Origin of the sequence: Rhodobacter capsulatus SB 1003, assembly GCF_000021865.1 — a bacterium.
Lineage (GTDB): Bacteria > Pseudomonadota > Alphaproteobacteria > Rhodobacterales > Rhodobacteraceae > Rhodobacter > Rhodobacter capsulatus_B.
In genome coordinates this window covers 1,094,177-1,110,550 of record NC_014034.1, presented here as the reverse complement: position 1 = coordinate 1,110,550, position 16,374 = coordinate 1,094,177, and the positions used below count along the sequence as shown (strand labels likewise).

Sequence of the window (16,374 nt, the reverse complement as noted above, 5' to 3'; positions counted from 1 at the left end):
CCCCGGCGCATGACCGACCCTTCTGTCGTCCATGCCCGCGCGCCTGCGCCCGACCGGATCGGGCGCCTTGGCGCGGGGGTTCGCGGCCTCATGCAGCACGCCGAGGAGGCCGCCGGTCTGGCGCAGCGCCCGGGCCTGCTGCAGGGCCTTGACCCGCGCGCCAAGGTGGCCGGGGCCTTCGCGCTGATCCTGGCGGCGGTGGCCACCCGGTCGCTTCTGGTGCTGCTGGCGCTGTTCGTGCTGGCCACCGCGCTGGCGGCGGCGTCGCAGATCTCTCCTGCCCGGCTGGCCCGTCAGGTCTGGATCGTCGTTCTGGGCTTTACCGGGATGATCGCACTGCCCGCGCTGATCCTCGTGCCCGGCACGCCGGTCCTTTCGCTGCCCTTCGGTCTGGCGATCACCGAACAGGGACTGCGCGCGGCGGCGTTCCTGACCGGACGGTCCGAGACCACGGCCACGCTGGCTCTGGCGCTGGTGCTGACGACGCCCTGGCCGCAGGTGCTCAAGGCGCTGCGCTGCCTTGGGGTGCCGCGGGCGGCGGTGATGATCCTTGGCATGACGCATCGCTACATCTTCGTGCTGGCCGATCTGGCGCTGGATCTGTTCGAGGCGCGGCGCAGCCGTCTGGTCGGGCGGCTCTCCCCCGCCGAGGCCCGCCGTCTGGCCACCGGCATCGCCGGGGCGCTGTTCGAACGCGCGCTGGCGCTGTCGAGCGAGGTGCATCTGGCGATGCTCGCCCGCGGCTGGCGCGGCGAGGTGCATCTGATCGACGATTTCCGCTTTCGCCCGCGCGACGGCGGGGCGCTGGTGCTGGCGGCGGCGATCCTTGCCGGGGTGGTCTGGGCCGGGAGTGTCTGGCCATGACCCCCGCCTTCGAATTGCAGGGCGTGCAGTTCGCCTACAAGGGCGTGCCCGCGCTGAACGGCCTGGATCTGACGCTGCCCTTGGGGCGGCGCACGGCGCTTCTGGGGGCGAACGGCTCGGGCAAATCCACGCTGCTGCGGCTGCTCGACGGGCTGCAGTTCCCCGCGGCGGGGCGGATTTCGGCGTTCGGCACGCCGCTGACCGAGGCGATGTTTACAGACGAGGCCGCCGCCATCGCCTTTCGCCGCCGGGTGGGCTTCGTGTTCCAGAACCCCGAGGTGCAGCTTTTCTGTCCCTCGGTCTTCGACGAACTGGCCTTCGGACCGCTGCAGCTGCACTGGCCAAAGGAGCGCATCCGCGCCCGCGTGGCCCGGGCGATCGCGCAATTCGGCCTTGGCCCGCTGGCCGGGCGTCCGCCGCACCGGCTGTCGGGCGGCGAGAAAAAGCGGGTGGCGCTGGCCTCGGTGCTGATCCTCGATCCCGAGGTGCTGCTGCTGGACGAGCCCACCGCGGCGCTTGACCCGCAGGCGACCGACGACATCGCGGCGCTGCTGGAAACCGAATTCGGCGCCCGCAACCCGGGGCGCACGCTGATTTTTTCCAGCCATGATCTCGATCTGGTGGCGCGGATCGCCGATCATGTCGTGGTGCTGGAGGCGGGCAAGGTGGCGGCCGCGGGACCGGCCGCCGAGGTTCTGGCCAGGACCGCGCTGTTGCGCCGGGCCCGGCTGCTGCCCGGATTTGACGGCACCGCCCCCTGATCGCCCCCCCGATCGCCCCCTGCCCCGATCGCCCCTGCCCGGTCAGCAGGACGGCAGATGCGGCACGATCACCGGCTTGCCGTCGCGGTCGCGCAGGATCTCGGGGGTGATGCGCCAGTGCCGCGCCAGACAGTCCGGCGTCAGCACCGCCTCGGGCGGGCCCTCGGACAGAAGCCGCCCCCCGGCCAGCACCAGAACCCGGTCGGCATGGCGCGCCGCCAGGCTCAGATCGTGCAGCGCCGCCAGAACCGGCGCGCCCGTCGCCTGCGCCTGGGCCCGCAAAAGCGCCATCACCTCCAGCTGATGATGCAGATCAAGCGCCGAGGTCGGCTCGTCGAGCAGCAGCAGCTTCGGGCGGCGAAACAGGCGCTGCGCGATCAGCACCCGCTGCTGTTGGCCGCCCGACAGGTCGATCATCGGCCGGTCGGCCAGATCGGCCAGGCCAAGGCGCAGGAGCAGCGCCTCCGCCTCGGCGATCAGGCGCGGCGCGACGCGCAGCCCCAGCGCCTCGCGCCGCCCCAGCAGGATGCAGTCGAGCACCGTCAGCGTCGCGCGCACCGCAAAGGCCTGCGGCAGAAAGCCGATTTCCGCGCGCGCCAGATCGGCGTTCCCCAGCCGTCGGCGCACCCGTTCCGGCGCCAGCCCCGCGATCGCCTGCAAGAGCGTGGTCTTTCCCGCGCCATTCGGACCGACCAGGGCCAGCACCTCGCCCGCGGCCAGCGTCAGACGGCAGGGCGCCAGAACCGGCGTCGCGCCGCGGGACAGGGCGGGCAGATCAAGTGTCAGCATGGCATTCCCCTAAACGGTGCGGTGGCGCAAGATCACCACCATCAGCATCGGAATCCCCGCCACCGCGGTGACGATGCCCACCGGGATCGCCGCGCCCTGCGACAGGATCTTGCCGGTCACCGAGGCGGCAATCAGGATCAGCGCCCCCGCGATCGCCGCCATCGGCGCGGCCCAGCGGTGGTCCTCTCCCACCAGCGCCCGCGCCAGATGCGGCGCGATCAGGCCGACAAAGCCGATGGTGCCGGTGAAGCTGACCGCCCCCGCCGTCAGCAGCGCGGTGATCAGGAAGGCCCGGCGGCGCAGCGCCGCGACATCCAGACCCAGCGAGGCGGCATTCGCCTCGCCCAGCCGCAGCGCGGTCAGCGCCCACAGATCGCGCGCGACAAGCGGCAGGCACAGCATCAGGATCGCCCCCGACACCGCGACCGAATTTCAGCTGGCCTTCAGCAGCGATCCGAACAGCCAGAACACGATCTGCTGCAGCACCTCGGGCGAGGCCATGAACTGCATCAGCGATTGCAGCGACTGAAAGAAGAACATCACCGCGATCCCGGCCAGAACCAGGATTTCCGGTGCCGTGCCTTTCGCCCGCGCCACCAGCCAGACCAGCGCGGTGGCGGCCAGCGTCGCGGCAAAGGCGGCGGCCGGGGTGATCAGCCAGCCCGGCAGCGGCAGGGCGACGACCGAACCGAAAAGGATCGCCAGCGCCGCGCCAAAGCCCGCGGCGGCCGAAAACCCCAGCGTGAAGGGCGAGGCCAGCGGATTGGCCAGGATCGTCTGCATCAAGAGCCCCGCCAGACCCAGCGAGGCGCCGACGATCCCGCCCATCACCAGCTGCGGCAGCCGGATCTGCCAGAAGATCGTCGCGGCGGCGCGGTCAAGCCCCTCGGGGCCCGCCAGCGCCGCCTGCCAGACCGCGCCGGGCGACATCCCCGAGGGGCCGGTGACCAGATCGGCCAGCGCAAGGGCGGCCAGCACGAGGGCGGCGGTCAGCACCGCCCCCCCCTGCCGTGCCGCCCGCGCCCGCCATCGTGCAAGGACGGGAACGGGCATCGCGGTCATTGCAGTTTCGTCACGAAGACGCCCTCGGGGACCACCGGCAGCCAGGCCTGATAATAGGCGCGCAGCTCTGCCGCCGGATCGACATCGGCGAAGGCCTCGGGATAAAGCGCCTTGGCGACGGTGCGGACATAGACGAAATCCGACAGCGTGCGGTTGCCGCCGTGATAGATCCCGTAGACCTCGCGCTGTTTCACCGCCGGCAGATCGGCCCAGCCGGGCCGCGTCGCATAGGCCGCCATCTTCGGCTGCGCCGCCGCCTCGGTCGCGCCAAAGCCCAGGATCACCGCCTGCGGCTTGTTCTTCCATTCCGACCCGGCCAGCAGGATCACGTCAGGCTGGCTGGCCAGCACATATTCCGGCGAAAGCGGCCCCCAGTTCTCGATCTGCCCCTTGGCGATATTGTCGCCGCCGACCAGGTCGATCACCGCCGCCCACATGCCCTTGCCATAGGTGTTGCCGATCTCGTCGGGGCCTTTTTGCGCCAGTTCGACATAGACCTTGCGATGCGAGGGCCCGGCCTTGGCGATCCGCGCCAGCGTGTCTTGCGTCTTTGCCGCATAGATCCCGGCCAGCTGCTCTGCCCGTTCGGGCTGCCCCATCACCGCCCCGAGGATGCGGGTCGAGAGCAGGTGCCGTTCCAGCGTCTGCGCGTTGTAATCAAGGGCGACAAGGGTGATGCCCGCATCCTCGATCTGCTTCACCCCCGCCGCGCCGATCGCCGCGGTCTGCCAGGTCGAGAGCAGCGCCACCTCGGGCTTCGAGGCGATCAGCGCCTCGACCGAAAAGCTGTTGTCATCGGCATTGCCGAAATCGGGCAGCGTCTCGAGCGCCGGAAAGACCTTCACATAGGCGGCCCATTGCTGCGGCCGCCAGTCGGCCCAGGGCGCGCGCGACAGCGACACGATCTTTGCGGCGCCTTCGGGGCCGGTCACGGCCAGATAGTCTTCGTAGTAAAACCCCAGCGCGACGCGTTTGGGCACGGCGTGGATCATCACCGTCCGGCCGTCCAGATCGGTGATCATGTCATGGGCGCGGGCGGGGCCGGGGATCGCGGCAGGGCCCAGCAAAAGCGCGGCCAGAACCGCAAAAGAGGCAAGTTTCATCTCTGTCTCCGGGAATGGGGGACCGGTACGCCGGGGCGCCGGTCGCAGGAAAGCGCAGGCGCCGGGGGCCGGGCCTTGCGAGGGTCAGGAGAGACGGAGACCGGACGGGGGCGCGCGCGGCTCTGGCGCGAGGCGCAGCGGCGGGCGGATCCGCGCGGCGGCCCGCAGCACCGGGCGGAAGCGGGCGAAATCGACCCGGCGATGCAGATCGCCCAGATCGGGCTGCACCGCCGCAAGCGCCAGCACCACCGGCAGGCATTTGCCGGTGTCGCGGTTTTGCCCGGGTGCGGGGGCGCGGTCCTGCAAGCTGCCGTCGGGCCGCATCCAGATGTCATGCGGGCCATCAAGCGTGCACAGGACCAGCCGCTGCCCGTAGGCGTCGGCAACCCGCATCATCCCCTGCGGCACCGCCCCGGACAGAAGCAGCGCCACCACCAGCAGGCCCGACACGAGGGCGGGCACAAAGCCCGGGCCAACCGCGAAACCGCGGCGCAGACGGGCAAGGAGGGGCAGGTTCAGGCGCATTGCGGCCCTGACTAGAAGATCCGCACCCAAGCTAACTTGACCTTGGTCAAGACGGCAAATGAAACTGCGACATTTTTTCACCGCCCGGGCAAAAAGCGCCCGACCGCCGCCGCTCCGCGGCCTTGCCGGTTGCCCCGGACCGGCGAAACGGGCAGGTTGCCAGAGCCCCCCCAGCCGCCCCCTGCCCCGAACGGACCGATGCCGAGCGCCGAAGACCAGGAAACCGAGCACCGCTCGCTGCGCGAAACCGGCCTGCTGCTGGTGCAGATCCGCTGGATGGCGATCGGGGCGCAGATCCTCGCGACGCTTTTTGCCGCCCGCGTTCTGGGCCTGCCGCTGCCGCTGGAGCGGATGGCGCTGATCATCGCCGGGCTGGTGGGGTTCAACCTGATCATCGCGGCGTCGCTGCGCCGCGACCGGCGCCCGCCCGATGCCGTGCTGGCGGCGCAACTGGGCATCGACACGCTGTCGCTGGCGGCGCTTCTGGCGCTTTCGGGCGGGGCGGCCAATCCCTTCGTGGTGCTGCTTCTGGTGCCGCTGCTGCTGGCGCTGTCGCTTTGCGCCCCGGCGGCGGCGCTGCCGATCTATCTGGTGTCGAACCTGTCGGTCTGGGCGCTGGTGACGCTGGTGCCCGCGCCCGCGGGCGGGCCGGGCAGCGCCCTTGTGCCCGCCTTCGTGCTGACCTCGACGCTGATGGCCTGGTTCGTGCTGCGGCTGCGGCTGGCCGCCGCCGCCCGCGCCCGCGCGATCGAGGCCCTGCGCAAGGCCAAGGCCGAGGCCGATCAGCTGGCGGGGCTTGGCCTTCTGGCCTCGGGGATGGCGCATGAGCTGGGCACGCCGCTGACCACGCTTGCGGTCACGCTCGACGACTGGGCCGAGGTCGGCCCGCCCGAGGGCCCGGCGGCGAAAGCCGAGCTGGACCGGATGATCGCGCAGCTGCACCGCTGCCGGGCGATCGTGTCGCGCACCTTGCGGGCGGCGGGGCGGGAACGTCTGGAAGCCGCCGCCGCCGTGCCCGCCGAAGCCGAAATCCGGCGCATCCTGGCGCTCTGGAGCGGCGCGCGGGGCCGGTCGCGGGTGCCGGTGGTGGCCGGCGCCAGCCTGCGCGGGGCGCGGATGCTCTCGGCCCCGGTGCTGGAAGCGGCGCTGATCAACCTGCTCGACAATGCCGAAAGCGCCGCCCCGGGCACGGTCGCGGCCGAGCTCTTGGGCCGGGGCGGGCAGATGATCCTGAGCCTGACCGACCGCGGCCCGGGCTTTCCCGATTTCGTCCTGACCGGCCCGGCCGCGCCTTTCGTGACCGGGTCCGGGGCGCCGGGGCGCGGCCTCGGGCTGTTTCTGGCGCGCAATGCGATCGACCGTCTGGGCGGGCGGATGGAGCTGCGCAACACCCCCACCGGCGCCGAGGTGCAGATCGCCTTTCCGCTGCTCGATCCCCCCCTGACCGACGAGACGCCGCATGACTGACCCCCGCTGCCTTCTGATCGTCGAAGACGACCCGCATCTGGCCGAAACCCTTGCCAGCGCCTTCGCCCGGCGCGGCCATGCCGTCCATACCGCCCCGCGCGAGGAGATGGCGATCACCCTTGCCCGGCGGCTGCGGCCAAGCCATGCCATCGTCGATCTGAAACTGGCCGAGGGCTCGGGGCTGGGCGTCGTCAAGGCGCTGGCCGCGCTGGATCCGCCGCCCGCGATCGTGGTGCTGACGGGCTTTGCCGCGGTGGCGACGGCGGTCGAGGCGATCAAGCTTGGCGCCACGCAATATCTGGCGAAACCGGCGACGGTGCGCGAGATCGAGGCCGCCTTCGCGCACCGGGCGGGCATGGCGATGCCGGAAATCGAGACGCCGCAGGTCGGCGTGAAGGCGCAGGAATGGGAGCTGATCCAGCGCACCCTGGCCGAGACCGGCTTCAACGTCTCGGAAACCGCGCGCCGTCTCGGCATGCATCGCCGGACGCTGGCGCGCAAACTCGCCGCCCGCAAGGCGGCGGGCGAAGACCTGGGCGGCATGATCGATTTCGAGGACTGATCCCCGGCCCCCGTTTTTTCTTGGCCCAAATACGCCGGGGGTCCGGGGGCGGAGCCCCCGGCGGATCGCCGCGCGGCCGCGCGGCGAAATCGCCCCGAGGCGCCCCCCGCGTTCGGACCTCTCCGTCGCGGCGCCGGTCCGCCTGCCTCCCGGGGCGCAGCCGCCCCAAGGCACCTTGCAGACCCGGGAGGTGCAGGCCAGGATGACCGGCAGAAAGATCCTCGTCGAAACCCGCATGATGAAGAGCGTCATCTGCGACGAGGCACTGTCCCGGACCGTCAGCGCGGCCGTCACCGCCCCGCCGCCCGCCCAGGCCCAGCGCGTCCGGCGGTGATTTTGCACGGCTGTAACGCGGTGGTTAACAAAATGTCACCCGCAACAGGCAGGGTCCGCGCAACCTTGCAACCGGAGGGCACCATGCTCAGAACCGCTTCTTTCGTCACCATGCTGACCGCGCTTGGCGCGACCACGGCCCTGGCCCAGACCGACATCACCTGGTGGCACGGCATGGGCGGGCGTAATGGCGAGGTGATCAACGAAGTCGCGCAGAAGTTCAACGATGCGCAGACCGCCTGCCATCTGACGCCGCTCTCGAAAGGCACCTATGAAGAGGCGCTGGCCGCGGGCATCGCCGCCTTCCGCTCGGGCGAGCAGCCCGACATCCTGCAGGTCTTCGACGCGGGCGCGGCCACGATCATCGCCGCCAAGGGCGCCACCATCCCCGCCGAGGATCTGATCACCGGCGCGGGCAAGCCCTTTGACCGCAATGCTTTCATCCCGGGCGTGCGCAGCTTTTATGCCGATGCCACGGGCAAGTTCATCGGCATGCCGTTCAACTCCTCGGCGCCGATCATGTATGTCAACACCGAGGCGCTGGCCAAGGCCGGTGTCACCGCGCCGAAGACCTGGGAAGAGTTCGAAGCGATCGCGCCGAAGCTGAAGGAGGCGGGCTACATTCCGCTGACCGCCTCGCAGCTGACCTGGCAGTTCGTGGAAAACTTCAAATCGCGCAACAACCAGCAATTCGCGACGAATGGCAACGGCTATGACGCGACCGAGGGCACCGAGATCATCGTCGATGACGCCCATACGGTGATGATGTTCGACAAGCTCAAGGCCTGGGCCGATGCCGGTTATTTCGGTTTCTACGGCGCGGGCTGGGCGGACAACCAGAAACCCTTCGAGGAGGGCAAGGCCGCGCTCTGGATCGGCTCTTCGGGCAGCTTCGGCGGCCTTGCGAAAACCGCCACCGCGCCGTTCTCGGCCGATTTCCTGCCCTATTGGCAAGCCCTTGGCGAGGGCAAGCAAAGCTTCATCGGCGGTGCGGCGCTTTTCGCCATGGCGGGCAAGCCGGCGGAAAACACCGCCTGCACGGCCGAGTTCTTCAGCTTCCTGACCCAGCCCGAGGTGCAGAAATTCTACCACGAAGCCACCGGCTACGTGCCGATCACCACCGCCGCTTATGAGCTGGCGAAATCCGAGGGCTGGTATGAAAGCCACCCCGTCGCCGAGGTCGGCATCAAGCAGCTGATGCTGCCCGCGGGGGACTGGACCCGGGGCTACCGGATGGGCTTCTTCCCGCAGATCCGTTCGATCGAGGAACGCGAATTCAACCGCATCTTCTCGGGCGAGGTGGCGCCGAAAGAGGCGCTGGCCACGGTGCAGACCGAGGCGAATGCGCTTTTGGCGAAATTCGCCAAAACCGCGAACTGAGCCCTGCGACAGACTTCTGGCCCCGGGGTGGATCGCCCCGGGGTCATCCTGCCATGAAAGCCACCGCATGACCGCCTCACCCCAAGCCGCCGCACCGCGCCGCTGGTTCGCCCGCCGGGCAGAGCCGCCCGCGAAACTGGCGCAGTTCGACCGCAAGCTGACGCCCTGGCTTTTCGTGGCGCCGCAACTCTTGATCGTGGCGATCTTCTTTTACTGGCCCTCGGTGCAGGCGGTGACCTCGTCCTTTTACCTGGAGGACCCGTTCGGCTTTGGTGCCTCTTTCGTCGGGCTCGACAATTACCGCGAGGCGCTGGGGTCAGCGGAATACCGCCAGATCGCGGGCTTCACCGCGTTTTTTGCCGCCACCGTCACCGCGCTGGCGCTGGGGCTGGGGCTTTTGCTTGCCGTCAAGGCCGATGCGGTGCTGCGCGGCGCGGGCGCCTACAAGACGGCGCTGATCTCTGTCTATGCGATCGCGCCGCCGGTCGTCGGGCTGATCGGCATGATGATGTTCGACATGCATATCGGCCCCTTCACCCGTGCCGCCGCGGTCTTCGGCTGGGATCTGAAGGTGGGCATCGACTATTGGGACACGGCGATTGCGCTGATCACCGTCGCGGTCTGGAAGCAGATCCCCTACAATTTCATCTTCTTCCTGTCGGGGCTGCAGGCGGTCCCGTCAGCGGTGCGCGAGGCGGCGCGGATCGATGCGACCTCCGGCTGGCGGCAGTTTCGCGATGTGACGCTGCCGCTGCTGGCGCCGACCGCGTTCTTTTTGCTGGTGATCAACATCACCTATGCGCTTTTCGACACGTTCGGGATCATCGACGTGATGGTGAAGGACAAGCCCGCCAACAATCCCGTCACACTGGTCTACAAGGTCTATCTGGATGGCTTCAAGGGCAACGACATCGGCGGGTCCTCGGCGCAATCGGTGATCCTGATGATCGTTGTCGCAACCCTCACCCTCGCGCAGTTCCGCCTGATCGAGCGGCGCGTGCATTACGGGTGATCCATGCGACGGTTCCGACCCCTTGACCATCTGATCCTGCTTCTGGGCGCGGCCTTTCTGGTGGCGCCGGTGCTGATGGCGTTCCTCTCCTCCACCCATGCGGCGGCGGAAATCCACATGAACGGGCTTTACCTGACCCCCGGCACCGAGGGGCTGGCCACCTACGAAAAAGTGCTGACGCAAAAGGGCGGCTTCACCGGCGAGGTGACGGGGGCAAGGATGGCGCTGAATTCGCTGATCCTTGGCCTTGGCTTTGCCTTTGGCAAGCTGATCGTCTCGATGCTGGCGGCCTATGGGCTGGTCTATTTCCGGTTTCGCTTTGCCACGCCGATCTTCTGGGCGATCTTCACCACGCTTCTGTTGCCGCTCGAAGTGCGGATCATGCCGTCTTATCAGGTGATGAGCCAGCTTGGCGCATTGAACAGCTATTGGGGGCTGATCGTGCCGCTTCTGGCCTCGGCCACCGGCACCTTCTACTTCCGGCAGTTCTTCAAATCCGTCCCCGACGAGCTGCTGGAGGCCGCGCGGATCGACGGCGCCGGGCCGTGGCGGTTCTTTTGGGGCATCCTTGTGCCGCTCTCGCGTCCGATGATGGCGGCGATCTTCATCATCATGTTCGTTTACGGCTGGAACCAGTATCTCTGGCCGATGCTGATGACCACCGACGAGCGGTTCTTCACCCTGATGCGCGGGATCAAGACGATCCTGCAGGTCTGGGTGGGCAGCCAGATCCCCGATTACAACGAAGCCTTCGCCCTTGCGGTGCTGGCGATGCTGCCGCCTTTGGGGGTGGTGATCGTGTTCCAGCGCCTCTTCGTCAAGGGCCTGACCGAAAGCGACAAATGATGGCCGAGATGACCCTGAAGGACGTGGGCAAGACCTATGCGGGCGGGCTGCAGGCGGTCAGCGCGGTGTCGCTGTCGGTGGCGGATGGCGAGTTCATCGTGCTCGTCGGCCCCTCGGGCTGCGGGAAATCGACGCTTTTGCGGATGGTGGCGGGGCTGGAGGAGATCACTACCGGCACGGTGACGATCGGCGGGCGCGTGGTGAACCGGCTGGAACCGGCCGAGCGCGACATCGCGATGGTGTTTCAGAACTACGCGCTTTATCCGCATATGACGGTGCGCGAAAACATGTCCTGGGGGCTGAAGAACCGCCGCATCCCCGCCGCCGAGATCGCCGCCCGGGTCGAGGAAGCGGCGCGGATGCTGGAGCTGCAGGCGCATCTCGACCGCAAGCCCCGCGCGCTTTCGGGCGGGCAGCGCCAGCGCGTCGCCATGGGCCGTGCCATCGTGCGTCAGCCCGCGGCGTTTTTGTTCGACGAGCCGCTCTCGAACCTTGATGCCAAACTGCGCGTCAGCATGCGCGGGGAAATCCGCAAGCTGCAAAAGCGTCTGGCCACCACCGCGCTTTATGTCACCCATGACCAGCTCGAGGCGATGACCTTGGCCGACCGGCTGGTGGTGCTGAACGGCGGCAAGATCGAACAGGTCGGCCGCCCGCTTGAGGTTTATCACCGCCCGGCCTCGACCTTTGTCGCCGCTTTCATCGGCGCGCCCGCGATGAACCTGATGGATGCGCGGATCGGGGCGGGGCGGCTCATGCTGGCGGGCGTCGATCTGGGGGCGGTGGACAGCGGCCCGCGCATGGTGACGCTGGGCATCCGGGCCGAGGATCTGCGGCTGCGCCCCTCGGGCGGGCTGCCCTTTCGCGTCGACGGGGTCGAGGAATTGGGCGCGACGCGGCTGGTGCATGGCTTTCTCGAGGATCAGCCGCTGTGCCTCTCCCTGCCCGCGGGGGCGGATCTGCCCGCGGCGCTGCATCTGGGCGCCGATCCCGCGGCCTGGCATCTGTTCGACACGCTGACCGGGCTGCGCCTGCCGTTGGCGCTGCATCCGGCCGCCCGGTCCCGGATCGCCGCCGGGGCGGATCCGCGGTCCTAGGCCCGGGACCGCCGGGGGGCGTCAGACACAGGCCTCCCTTTGCAGGCTGGTCTTTTGCTGCCGCGCCAGCGATTTCAGCGCGGTCAGCCGGGTGGTCAGCTCCAGCGTCGTTTGCGGGTGACTGCCCGGTTCCAGCCGCAGCGCCGCGACGGTGCAGGACAAAAGCGGAAACCGGGTCTGCGTGCCATCGCGCGCGCGCCCCTCGAGGAAACCCGCGGCGCGGTCCTCGGGGCTGTAAAGGCTCTCGGCCATGTCGCGAAACCGCGCCCCGATCGTCTGCAAGATCCGGTCGAGCGCGTCGCAGGCCGCGCCCTCGGCCCCCAGAAAGAAATCGTCGCCGCCGATATGGCCGACAAAGGCCGCATGATCGCGTTCCAGCGATTTCAGGATCGAGGCCAGGATCAGGATTGCCCGATCCCCCATTTCGAAACCGTATCGGTCGTTGAAGGCCTTGAAATGATCGATGTCGATATAGGCAACCAGTCGCGGCAGGCCGTCACGCTGCCGACAGCCTTCCAGAAAACCGGCAATCGCATTGTTGCCCGGAAGCCGGGTCAGCGGATTTTGCGCCGCCGCCTGCTGCAGCCGGACCTCGTTGGCCAGCTTGAGCAGGCTGCCCGAGGACATGTAGCCCTGATAGCGCAGCGATTTCGTCACCACGACGCCATCCTCGGCATGATCGGCGATCAGTTCCAGCCGCTGCGCGATCGGCATGCTGCTTTCCAGCGTCGGGATCGGCCGCACGAAATCATCGATCGTCATCCCGATCGAGCGGTTGCGCGCCAGATCGCGCCCGTAGGGCGAATGCAACAGCCGCTTGACGTCGCTTTCGCGGACCGCGCCGCGCGGCAGGCCCTCGGGATCCAGAACCGGATAGACATTGCGGCCCGGATGAAGCGTCAGCTGGTCGAACAGAACCGCCAGAAGCGTGTTTTCCTGCAGCGTCGGCACATCTTCGATGAACCTTTCGATCATCAGGCTTTCGCCGCTTTCGGGGGCCGCTGTACCGGCATGCACCCGGTCGGCATAGCCGGTTGCAAGCTCGCCCGGATCGACCGCGGGCCGCGCGATCAGATAGCCCTGAATGAGATCGCAATTGGCGTCGCGGCAGCAGATCAGCTGCTCGACCGTCTCCACCCCCTCGGCGATCACCCGGCTGCCCAGCGTATGCGCCAGATCGACGATCGAGCCGACCAGAAGCCGCTTTTTCGCGTCGCTCGGCATCGATTTGATGAAGAACTTGTCGATCTTGATGAAATCGGGCGCGGCCTGATAGAGCATCTGCATCCCCGAAACGCCGGTGCCGAAATCGTCGATGGCGATCAGGAACCCGGCAGAGCGCAGACCGCGGACCGCCTCTTCGAAGGCCTCGGGCGCAAGCGGTTGATGCGCCTCGGAAAGTTCGATGCACAGATCTTGCGGCGACAGATCGAGCTGGTCGCAGCGCAGCTCCAGAAACGTGCGCAGGGCCCGCCAGTTCGCCAGATTGCGCCCGTCAAGATTGAGAAACAGGGCGCCGCCCTCGGCCTTGGGCAGACGCGCCCGCGCGGCGATCGCCTTCGCGATCACGCAGCATTCCACCTCCAGCAGCCGCTTGCGTGCGGCCGATCCGTCCAGAAGCGCGCCCGGATCGGGAAAGCCCAGATCGTCAAAGCCGCGCATCAGCGCCTCATGCGCGACCACGGCGCCGGTGCTGGCCTCAACGATAGGTTGCAAGGCGATGATCAGATGCTGGTCCACATCCCTGAGGAACTGTTCGGAGTCGAAATTGTGCAACCAGATCGGCAGGTCGTCTCGCATCCCGTCTCTCTCGCAAATTTTCCCGACGGCTATCCGGTCCGTCTTAACGGGCGATGAAGCCCGCCCCGTCGGCGCCGTCGCGCCAGAGCGGATTCGACCAGGCGCGACGCCCTGCCGCATCCACGACCGTCACCCGCAACCAGGGCGAGGCCGCCAGCCCGGCCGCCAGCAAGATCCGCGTGCGCGTCATCGAAGCGCCGTGCCGCGCCACCACGGCCGAGGCCCGCCCCTGCACGATCACGCTGACGACGGCGCTGCTTTCCACTTCGAGCGCGGCCCCGTCAAAGCGGATGGCGTGCAACTCGGGCCCCTGCGAGGCATAGAAATGCCCCGCCTTCAGCGCCGCCAGCAGCGCCTCGGGGGTGTTTTCGGGCGCTTTCACCATCACCCAGCCGCCGAAATGGTCGGGCTCGGTGAAATGGGAATCGTCGGTGGCGATCAGGGTCACCCGGCGCCCCTCGGAGAGCAGCAGATCGGCGATTGCCGCGCCGTTGCCGCGGTCGGCGCCGATGGCGCAGCCGTGGTTGTAGATCTCGATCGCATGGGCGGCGGTCAGGCTGCGGGCGTCGGCGAGGCTCAGCCCCGACCAGTGCGGATGCGCGATCGCGACGAAAGCCCCCGCCGCCACCGCCCGCGCGGCGATCTCGGGCCCGGTTTCCTGCCCCGCGACCGGGGTGAAATCGGGGCTGTGCGAGGGCGCGAAACCGGCGGGCAGACCGACCGCCAGAATGTGCCACAGCTCGCCGTTTTCCAGCGCGCCGGAATGCAGCTCGGCGCCGGGCAGCGTGGTGAAGCGCTCGGTGCGAAACGGCGCGGTGTCGGTGATCGGATAGCCGTAGCGGCCGAGGAAATGATCGGTCAGCGCCAGGAAATCATAGCCCTCGGCGGCGTAGCGGCGGCAGACCTCTTCGGGCGGCAGCGCCCCGTCGGAGCGGTCGGAATGGCCGTGCAGATTGCCGCGCCAGAACCGGCCGGGGGCGGTGAACGTGTCGATCATGGTCGGACTCCCTTGGCCTTGCGGCCTGCATGCTGGTCAGGACAGTCCCGGCGCAGCCGCAGGGACCTCAGGCCAGATTGGCACGGAACCCGGTCAGGATCATGACGGTCAGCGCCGCCGTGGCGACCCGCAAAAGGAAGGAGGCAACCCAGCCCTTGCCCCGAACCTGCACCCCGGGAACATGACCCTCATGCGGGTCACGTCTCGATGGAAAACCCGGGGCAGTTCTGCGTGGAAAATCAAAATCTTGGCGATCCGACGTAGTGAGCGCGCCCTCTCCCCTGCCCTCTTTGCGCTGAAGCGTGGCACCGGGGCTCACCAAAACATACATGTATCGACCCATCTGAATCTGCACAGGTTAAGCCGCTAATGCGAATGCCTCAGCGGGGGTTTTCATGTCCAGCGCCTGATGCGGGCGACGGTTGTTGTAGAAGCTGATCCAGTCACCGATGGCGCGCGTCACGTGCTGGATGCTGTCGAAGCGCTGGCGATGGATGCACTGCTCTTTCAGCGTGCGGATCACGCGTTCGACCATGCCGTTCTGTTGCGGGTCGAGCCATCGAGGCGCCATCGGTCCGAGCCCGATGGCGAGGTGATGAACTCCTGCTTCAGGCCATAGCTGTGCACCAGCGCCGTGAAGTGGCGGCTTGTGACGCGTGAGCCATGGTGCCGCCACTGGTCCGAGGCCCATGGCGAACGCCATTGTCAGACCGCAGCAGGAACGCCCGGTTGACCCGGCCAAGCGTTCCGAACCGGCGGATCAGGGCATGTTCAAGCGCGGCGCTGGCGGTCGTGGCCTTGCCGGAGCGCGACAGGTGCCAGCCCAGGAGTTCGCGCCTGCCGGGCCTTCAAGGTCAGCGAGACCTGTTATCGCTACAGCCCGAAGCTGAAGGACGAGAACGAGGAGATCGCCGACCTGCTGGTCGGCCTGACCGATGCCCGCAAGACCTGGGGGTTTGGCTTGTGTTTCCTGCATTTGCGCAACGTGAAGGGCTATCCTTGGAACCACAAGCGGGTCTACCGCATCTATTGCGCCCTTGAGTTGAACCTGCGGATCAAGCCTCGCAAACGGCTGAAGCGAGAGAAACCTGACGCTTTGGCGGTGCCGGATGCGCCGAACGTGACCTGGTCGATGGACTTCATGGCTGACCGGCTCGGCGATGGCCGACAGTTCCGGCTTCTGAACGTGCTGGATGATTTCAACCGCGAAGGGTTGGGCATCGAGGTCGACTTTTCACTGCCAGCGGAGCGGGTCATCCGGAGCCTGGATCGGATCATCGAATGGCGCGGCAAACCCGCCTGCATCGTTTCTGACAACGTCCTATGTTGGGAACGATTTGCCGTTTGAGGCATCAGATCACGGGGCATCCGAGCGACCGGGTACCTGTTGAATAGTTGCCCAGGCGGGCTCCGCCGTCAAGAAGTGGTCTCTTCCATAGCAAATACAGGGTCGGCCTGATTGCCGCCCTCACCGTCCTCAAGACGAGATCCGAAATCCCAAGCGGACAGAGGAGGATCAGGGAACGATCCGGGGGATCGTTTCCCCGACGATGGCGAACATTATCTACGAGGTCAGGAAGCTGCCTCCACGGCTCTACAGAGAGGGGTCCTTCCGCCTGGGCTCGCCCCCTCGAAGAAGGGGCGATAGGGTTCGCCGGACTTGATCACGGCGTGAATGGTGCGCGCCATCTTGGCGGCGATGGCAGTATATGTAGGGGGGGACTACCTTCCGGACGAGGCGACGACCCCGAGGCGCGATGTGGAACGCGCTGAAAA

At 67.8% G+C, this 16,374-nt stretch carries 15 protein-coding genes and 3 pseudogenes; 10 read left to right on the top strand and 8 right to left on the bottom strand.

Annotation, left to right across the window (positions count from 1 at the left end; translation table 11 throughout):
* The first annotated feature begins 9 nt into the window (after nt 1–9).
* Nucleotides 10–864: a cobalt ECF transporter T component CbiQ gene (gene cbiQ / locus RCAP_RS05185; RefSeq protein ID WP_013066772.1), complete on the top strand. Its 855-nt coding sequence runs from the start codon at nt 10–12 to the stop codon at nt 862–864.
* A complete protein-coding gene (locus RCAP_RS05180) occupies nt 861–1,625 on the top strand; it encodes an energy-coupling factor ABC transporter ATP-binding protein (protein WP_013066771.1) in 765 nt (254 codons plus the stop codon). Before cbiQ ends, RCAP_RS05180 begins: the two co-directional genes overlap by 4 nt.
* Nucleotides 1,626–1,667: 42 nt before the next feature.
* Here the strand turns inward: RCAP_RS05180 and RCAP_RS05175 are convergent, their stop codons facing one another.
* From RCAP_RS05175 to RCAP_RS05160, 4 genes and pseudogenes are all read right to left on the bottom strand, one after another.
* Nucleotides 1,668–2,414, bottom strand: a complete 747-nt coding sequence (locus RCAP_RS05175; RefSeq protein WP_013066770.1) for an ABC transporter ATP-binding protein — start codon at nt 2,412–2,414, stop codon at nt 1,668–1,670.
* A 9-nt stretch (nt 2,415–2,423) separates the two neighbouring features.
* Nucleotides 2,424–3,467, bottom strand: a pseudogene (locus RCAP_RS05170) (FecCD family ABC transporter permease).
* A gap of 5 nt (nt 3,468–3,472) precedes the next feature.
* Nucleotides 3,473–4,579 (bottom strand): ABC transporter substrate-binding protein, encoded by a 1,107-nt coding sequence (locus RCAP_RS05165; protein WP_013066767.1) that lies wholly within the window; start codon nt 4,577–4,579, stop codon nt 3,473–3,475.
* 84 nt (nt 4,580–4,663) lie between these two features.
* A complete protein-coding gene (locus RCAP_RS05160; protein ID WP_013066766.1) occupies nt 4,664–5,104 on the bottom strand; it encodes a hypothetical protein in 441 nt (146 codons plus the stop codon).
* Between the two features lie 198 nt (nt 5,105–5,302).
* Between RCAP_RS05160 and RCAP_RS05155 the strand changes: the two genes are divergently transcribed.
* The 7 genes from RCAP_RS05155 (at nt 5,303) to ugpC (ending at nt 11,801) form a co-directional block, all read left to right on the top strand.
* Nucleotides 5,303–6,571: a sensor histidine kinase gene (locus RCAP_RS05155; protein ID WP_013066765.1), complete on the top strand. Its 1,269-nt coding sequence runs from the start codon at nt 5,303–5,305 to the stop codon at nt 6,569–6,571.
* Entirely contained in the window at nt 6,564–7,133 is a 570-nt protein-coding gene (locus tag RCAP_RS05150; protein WP_013066764.1) for a response regulator transcription factor, read from the top strand. The genes RCAP_RS05155 and RCAP_RS05150 overlap by 8 nt, the downstream gene beginning before the upstream one ends.
* 202 nt (nt 7,134–7,335) lie before the next feature.
* On the top strand, nt 7,336–7,467 hold the full coding sequence (locus RCAP_RS20020; protein WP_023911141.1) for a hypothetical protein: 132 nt from the start codon (nt 7,336–7,338) through the stop codon (nt 7,465–7,467).
* Between the two features lie 83 nt (nt 7,468–7,550).
* Nucleotides 7,551–8,846 (top strand): extracellular solute-binding protein, encoded by a 1,296-nt coding sequence (locus tag RCAP_RS05145; protein WP_013066763.1) that lies wholly within the window; start codon nt 7,551–7,553, stop codon nt 8,844–8,846.
* 67 nt (nt 8,847–8,913) lie between these two features.
* On the top strand, nt 8,914–9,858 hold the full coding sequence (locus RCAP_RS05140; protein ID WP_013066762.1) for a carbohydrate ABC transporter permease: 945 nt from the start codon (nt 8,914–8,916) through the stop codon (nt 9,856–9,858).
* Nucleotides 9,859–9,861: 3 nt separating this feature from the next.
* Nucleotides 9,862–10,704, top strand: a complete 843-nt coding sequence (locus RCAP_RS05135; RefSeq protein WP_013066761.1) for an ABC transporter permease subunit — start codon at nt 9,862–9,864, stop codon at nt 10,702–10,704.
* Entirely contained in the window at nt 10,704–11,801 is a 1,098-nt protein-coding gene (ugpC, locus tag RCAP_RS05130; RefSeq protein WP_013066760.1) for a sn-glycerol-3-phosphate ABC transporter ATP-binding protein UgpC, read from the top strand. Before RCAP_RS05135 ends, ugpC begins: the two co-directional genes overlap by 1 nt.
* A gap of 21 nt (nt 11,802–11,822) precedes the next feature.
* On the opposite strand, the gene RCAP_RS05125 is transcribed toward ugpC, so the two are convergent.
* The 3 genes from RCAP_RS05125 to RCAP_RS19855 form a co-directional block, all read right to left on the bottom strand.
* Nucleotides 11,823–13,601 (bottom strand): EAL domain-containing protein, encoded by a 1,779-nt coding sequence (locus RCAP_RS05125; protein ID WP_013066759.1) that lies wholly within the window; start codon nt 13,599–13,601, stop codon nt 11,823–11,825.
* Between the two features lie 43 nt (nt 13,602–13,644).
* Complete coding sequence (locus tag RCAP_RS05120; protein WP_013066758.1) at nt 13,645–14,598, bottom strand: CehA/McbA family metallohydrolase; 954 nt, start codon at nt 14,596–14,598, stop codon at nt 13,645–13,647.
* 358 nt (nt 14,599–14,956) lie between these two features.
* Nucleotides 14,957–15,301, bottom strand: a complete 345-nt coding sequence (locus tag RCAP_RS19855; RefSeq protein WP_238530226.1) for an integrase core domain-containing protein — start codon at nt 15,299–15,301, stop codon at nt 14,957–14,959.
* Between the two features lie 132 nt (nt 15,302–15,433).
* Between RCAP_RS19855 and RCAP_RS05110 the strand changes: the two are divergent.
* A pseudogene (locus RCAP_RS05110) lies at nt 15,434–15,916 on the top strand (DDE-type integrase/transposase/recombinase); the annotation flags it as partial.
* A 254-nt stretch (nt 15,917–16,170) separates the two neighbouring features.
* On the opposite strand, the pseudogene RCAP_RS19850 reads toward RCAP_RS05110, so the two are convergent.
* Nucleotides 16,171–16,305: pseudogene (locus tag RCAP_RS19850) on the bottom strand (IS110 family transposase); the annotation flags it as partial.
* Nucleotides 16,306–16,374: the final 69 nt, after the last annotated feature.

Coding starts and splice junctions, on each gene's coding strand:
- cbiQ (WP_013066772.1), top strand. CDS start 10: ATGACCGACCCTTCTGTCGTCCATGCCCGCGCGCCTGCGCCCGACCGG.
- RCAP_RS05180 (WP_013066771.1), top strand. CDS start 861: ATGACCCCCGCCTTCGAATTGCAGGGCGTGCAGTTCGCCTACAAGGGC.
- RCAP_RS05175 (WP_013066770.1), bottom strand. CDS start 2,414: ATGCTGACACTTGATCTGCCCGCCCTGTCCCGCGGCGCGACGCCGGTT.
- RCAP_RS05165 (WP_013066767.1), bottom strand. CDS start 4,579: ATGAAACTTGCCTCTTTTGCGGTTCTGGCCGCGCTTTTGCTGGGCCCT.
- RCAP_RS05160 (WP_013066766.1), bottom strand. CDS start 5,104: ATGCGCCTGAACCTGCCCCTCCTTGCCCGTCTGCGCCGCGGTTTCGCG.
- RCAP_RS05155 (WP_013066765.1), top strand. CDS start 5,303: ATGCCGAGCGCCGAAGACCAGGAAACCGAGCACCGCTCGCTGCGCGAA.
- RCAP_RS05150 (WP_013066764.1), top strand. CDS start 6,564: ATGACTGACCCCCGCTGCCTTCTGATCGTCGAAGACGACCCGCATCTG.
- RCAP_RS20020 (WP_023911141.1), top strand. CDS start 7,336: ATGACCGGCAGAAAGATCCTCGTCGAAACCCGCATGATGAAGAGCGTC.
- RCAP_RS05145 (WP_013066763.1), top strand. CDS start 7,551: ATGCTCAGAACCGCTTCTTTCGTCACCATGCTGACCGCGCTTGGCGCG.
- RCAP_RS05140 (WP_013066762.1), top strand. CDS start 8,914: ATGACCGCCTCACCCCAAGCCGCCGCACCGCGCCGCTGGTTCGCCCGC.
- RCAP_RS05135 (WP_013066761.1), top strand. CDS start 9,862: ATGCGACGGTTCCGACCCCTTGACCATCTGATCCTGCTTCTGGGCGCG.
- ugpC (WP_013066760.1), top strand. CDS start 10,704: ATGGCCGAGATGACCCTGAAGGACGTGGGCAAGACCTATGCGGGCGGG.
- RCAP_RS05125 (WP_013066759.1), bottom strand. CDS start 13,601: ATGCGAGACGACCTGCCGATCTGGTTGCACAATTTCGACTCCGAACAG.
- RCAP_RS05120 (WP_013066758.1), bottom strand. CDS start 14,598: ATGATCGACACGTTCACCGCCCCCGGCCGGTTCTGGCGCGGCAATCTG.
- RCAP_RS19855 (WP_238530226.1), bottom strand. CDS start 15,301: ATGGCGTTCGCCATGGGCCTCGGACCAGTGGCGGCACCATGGCTCACG.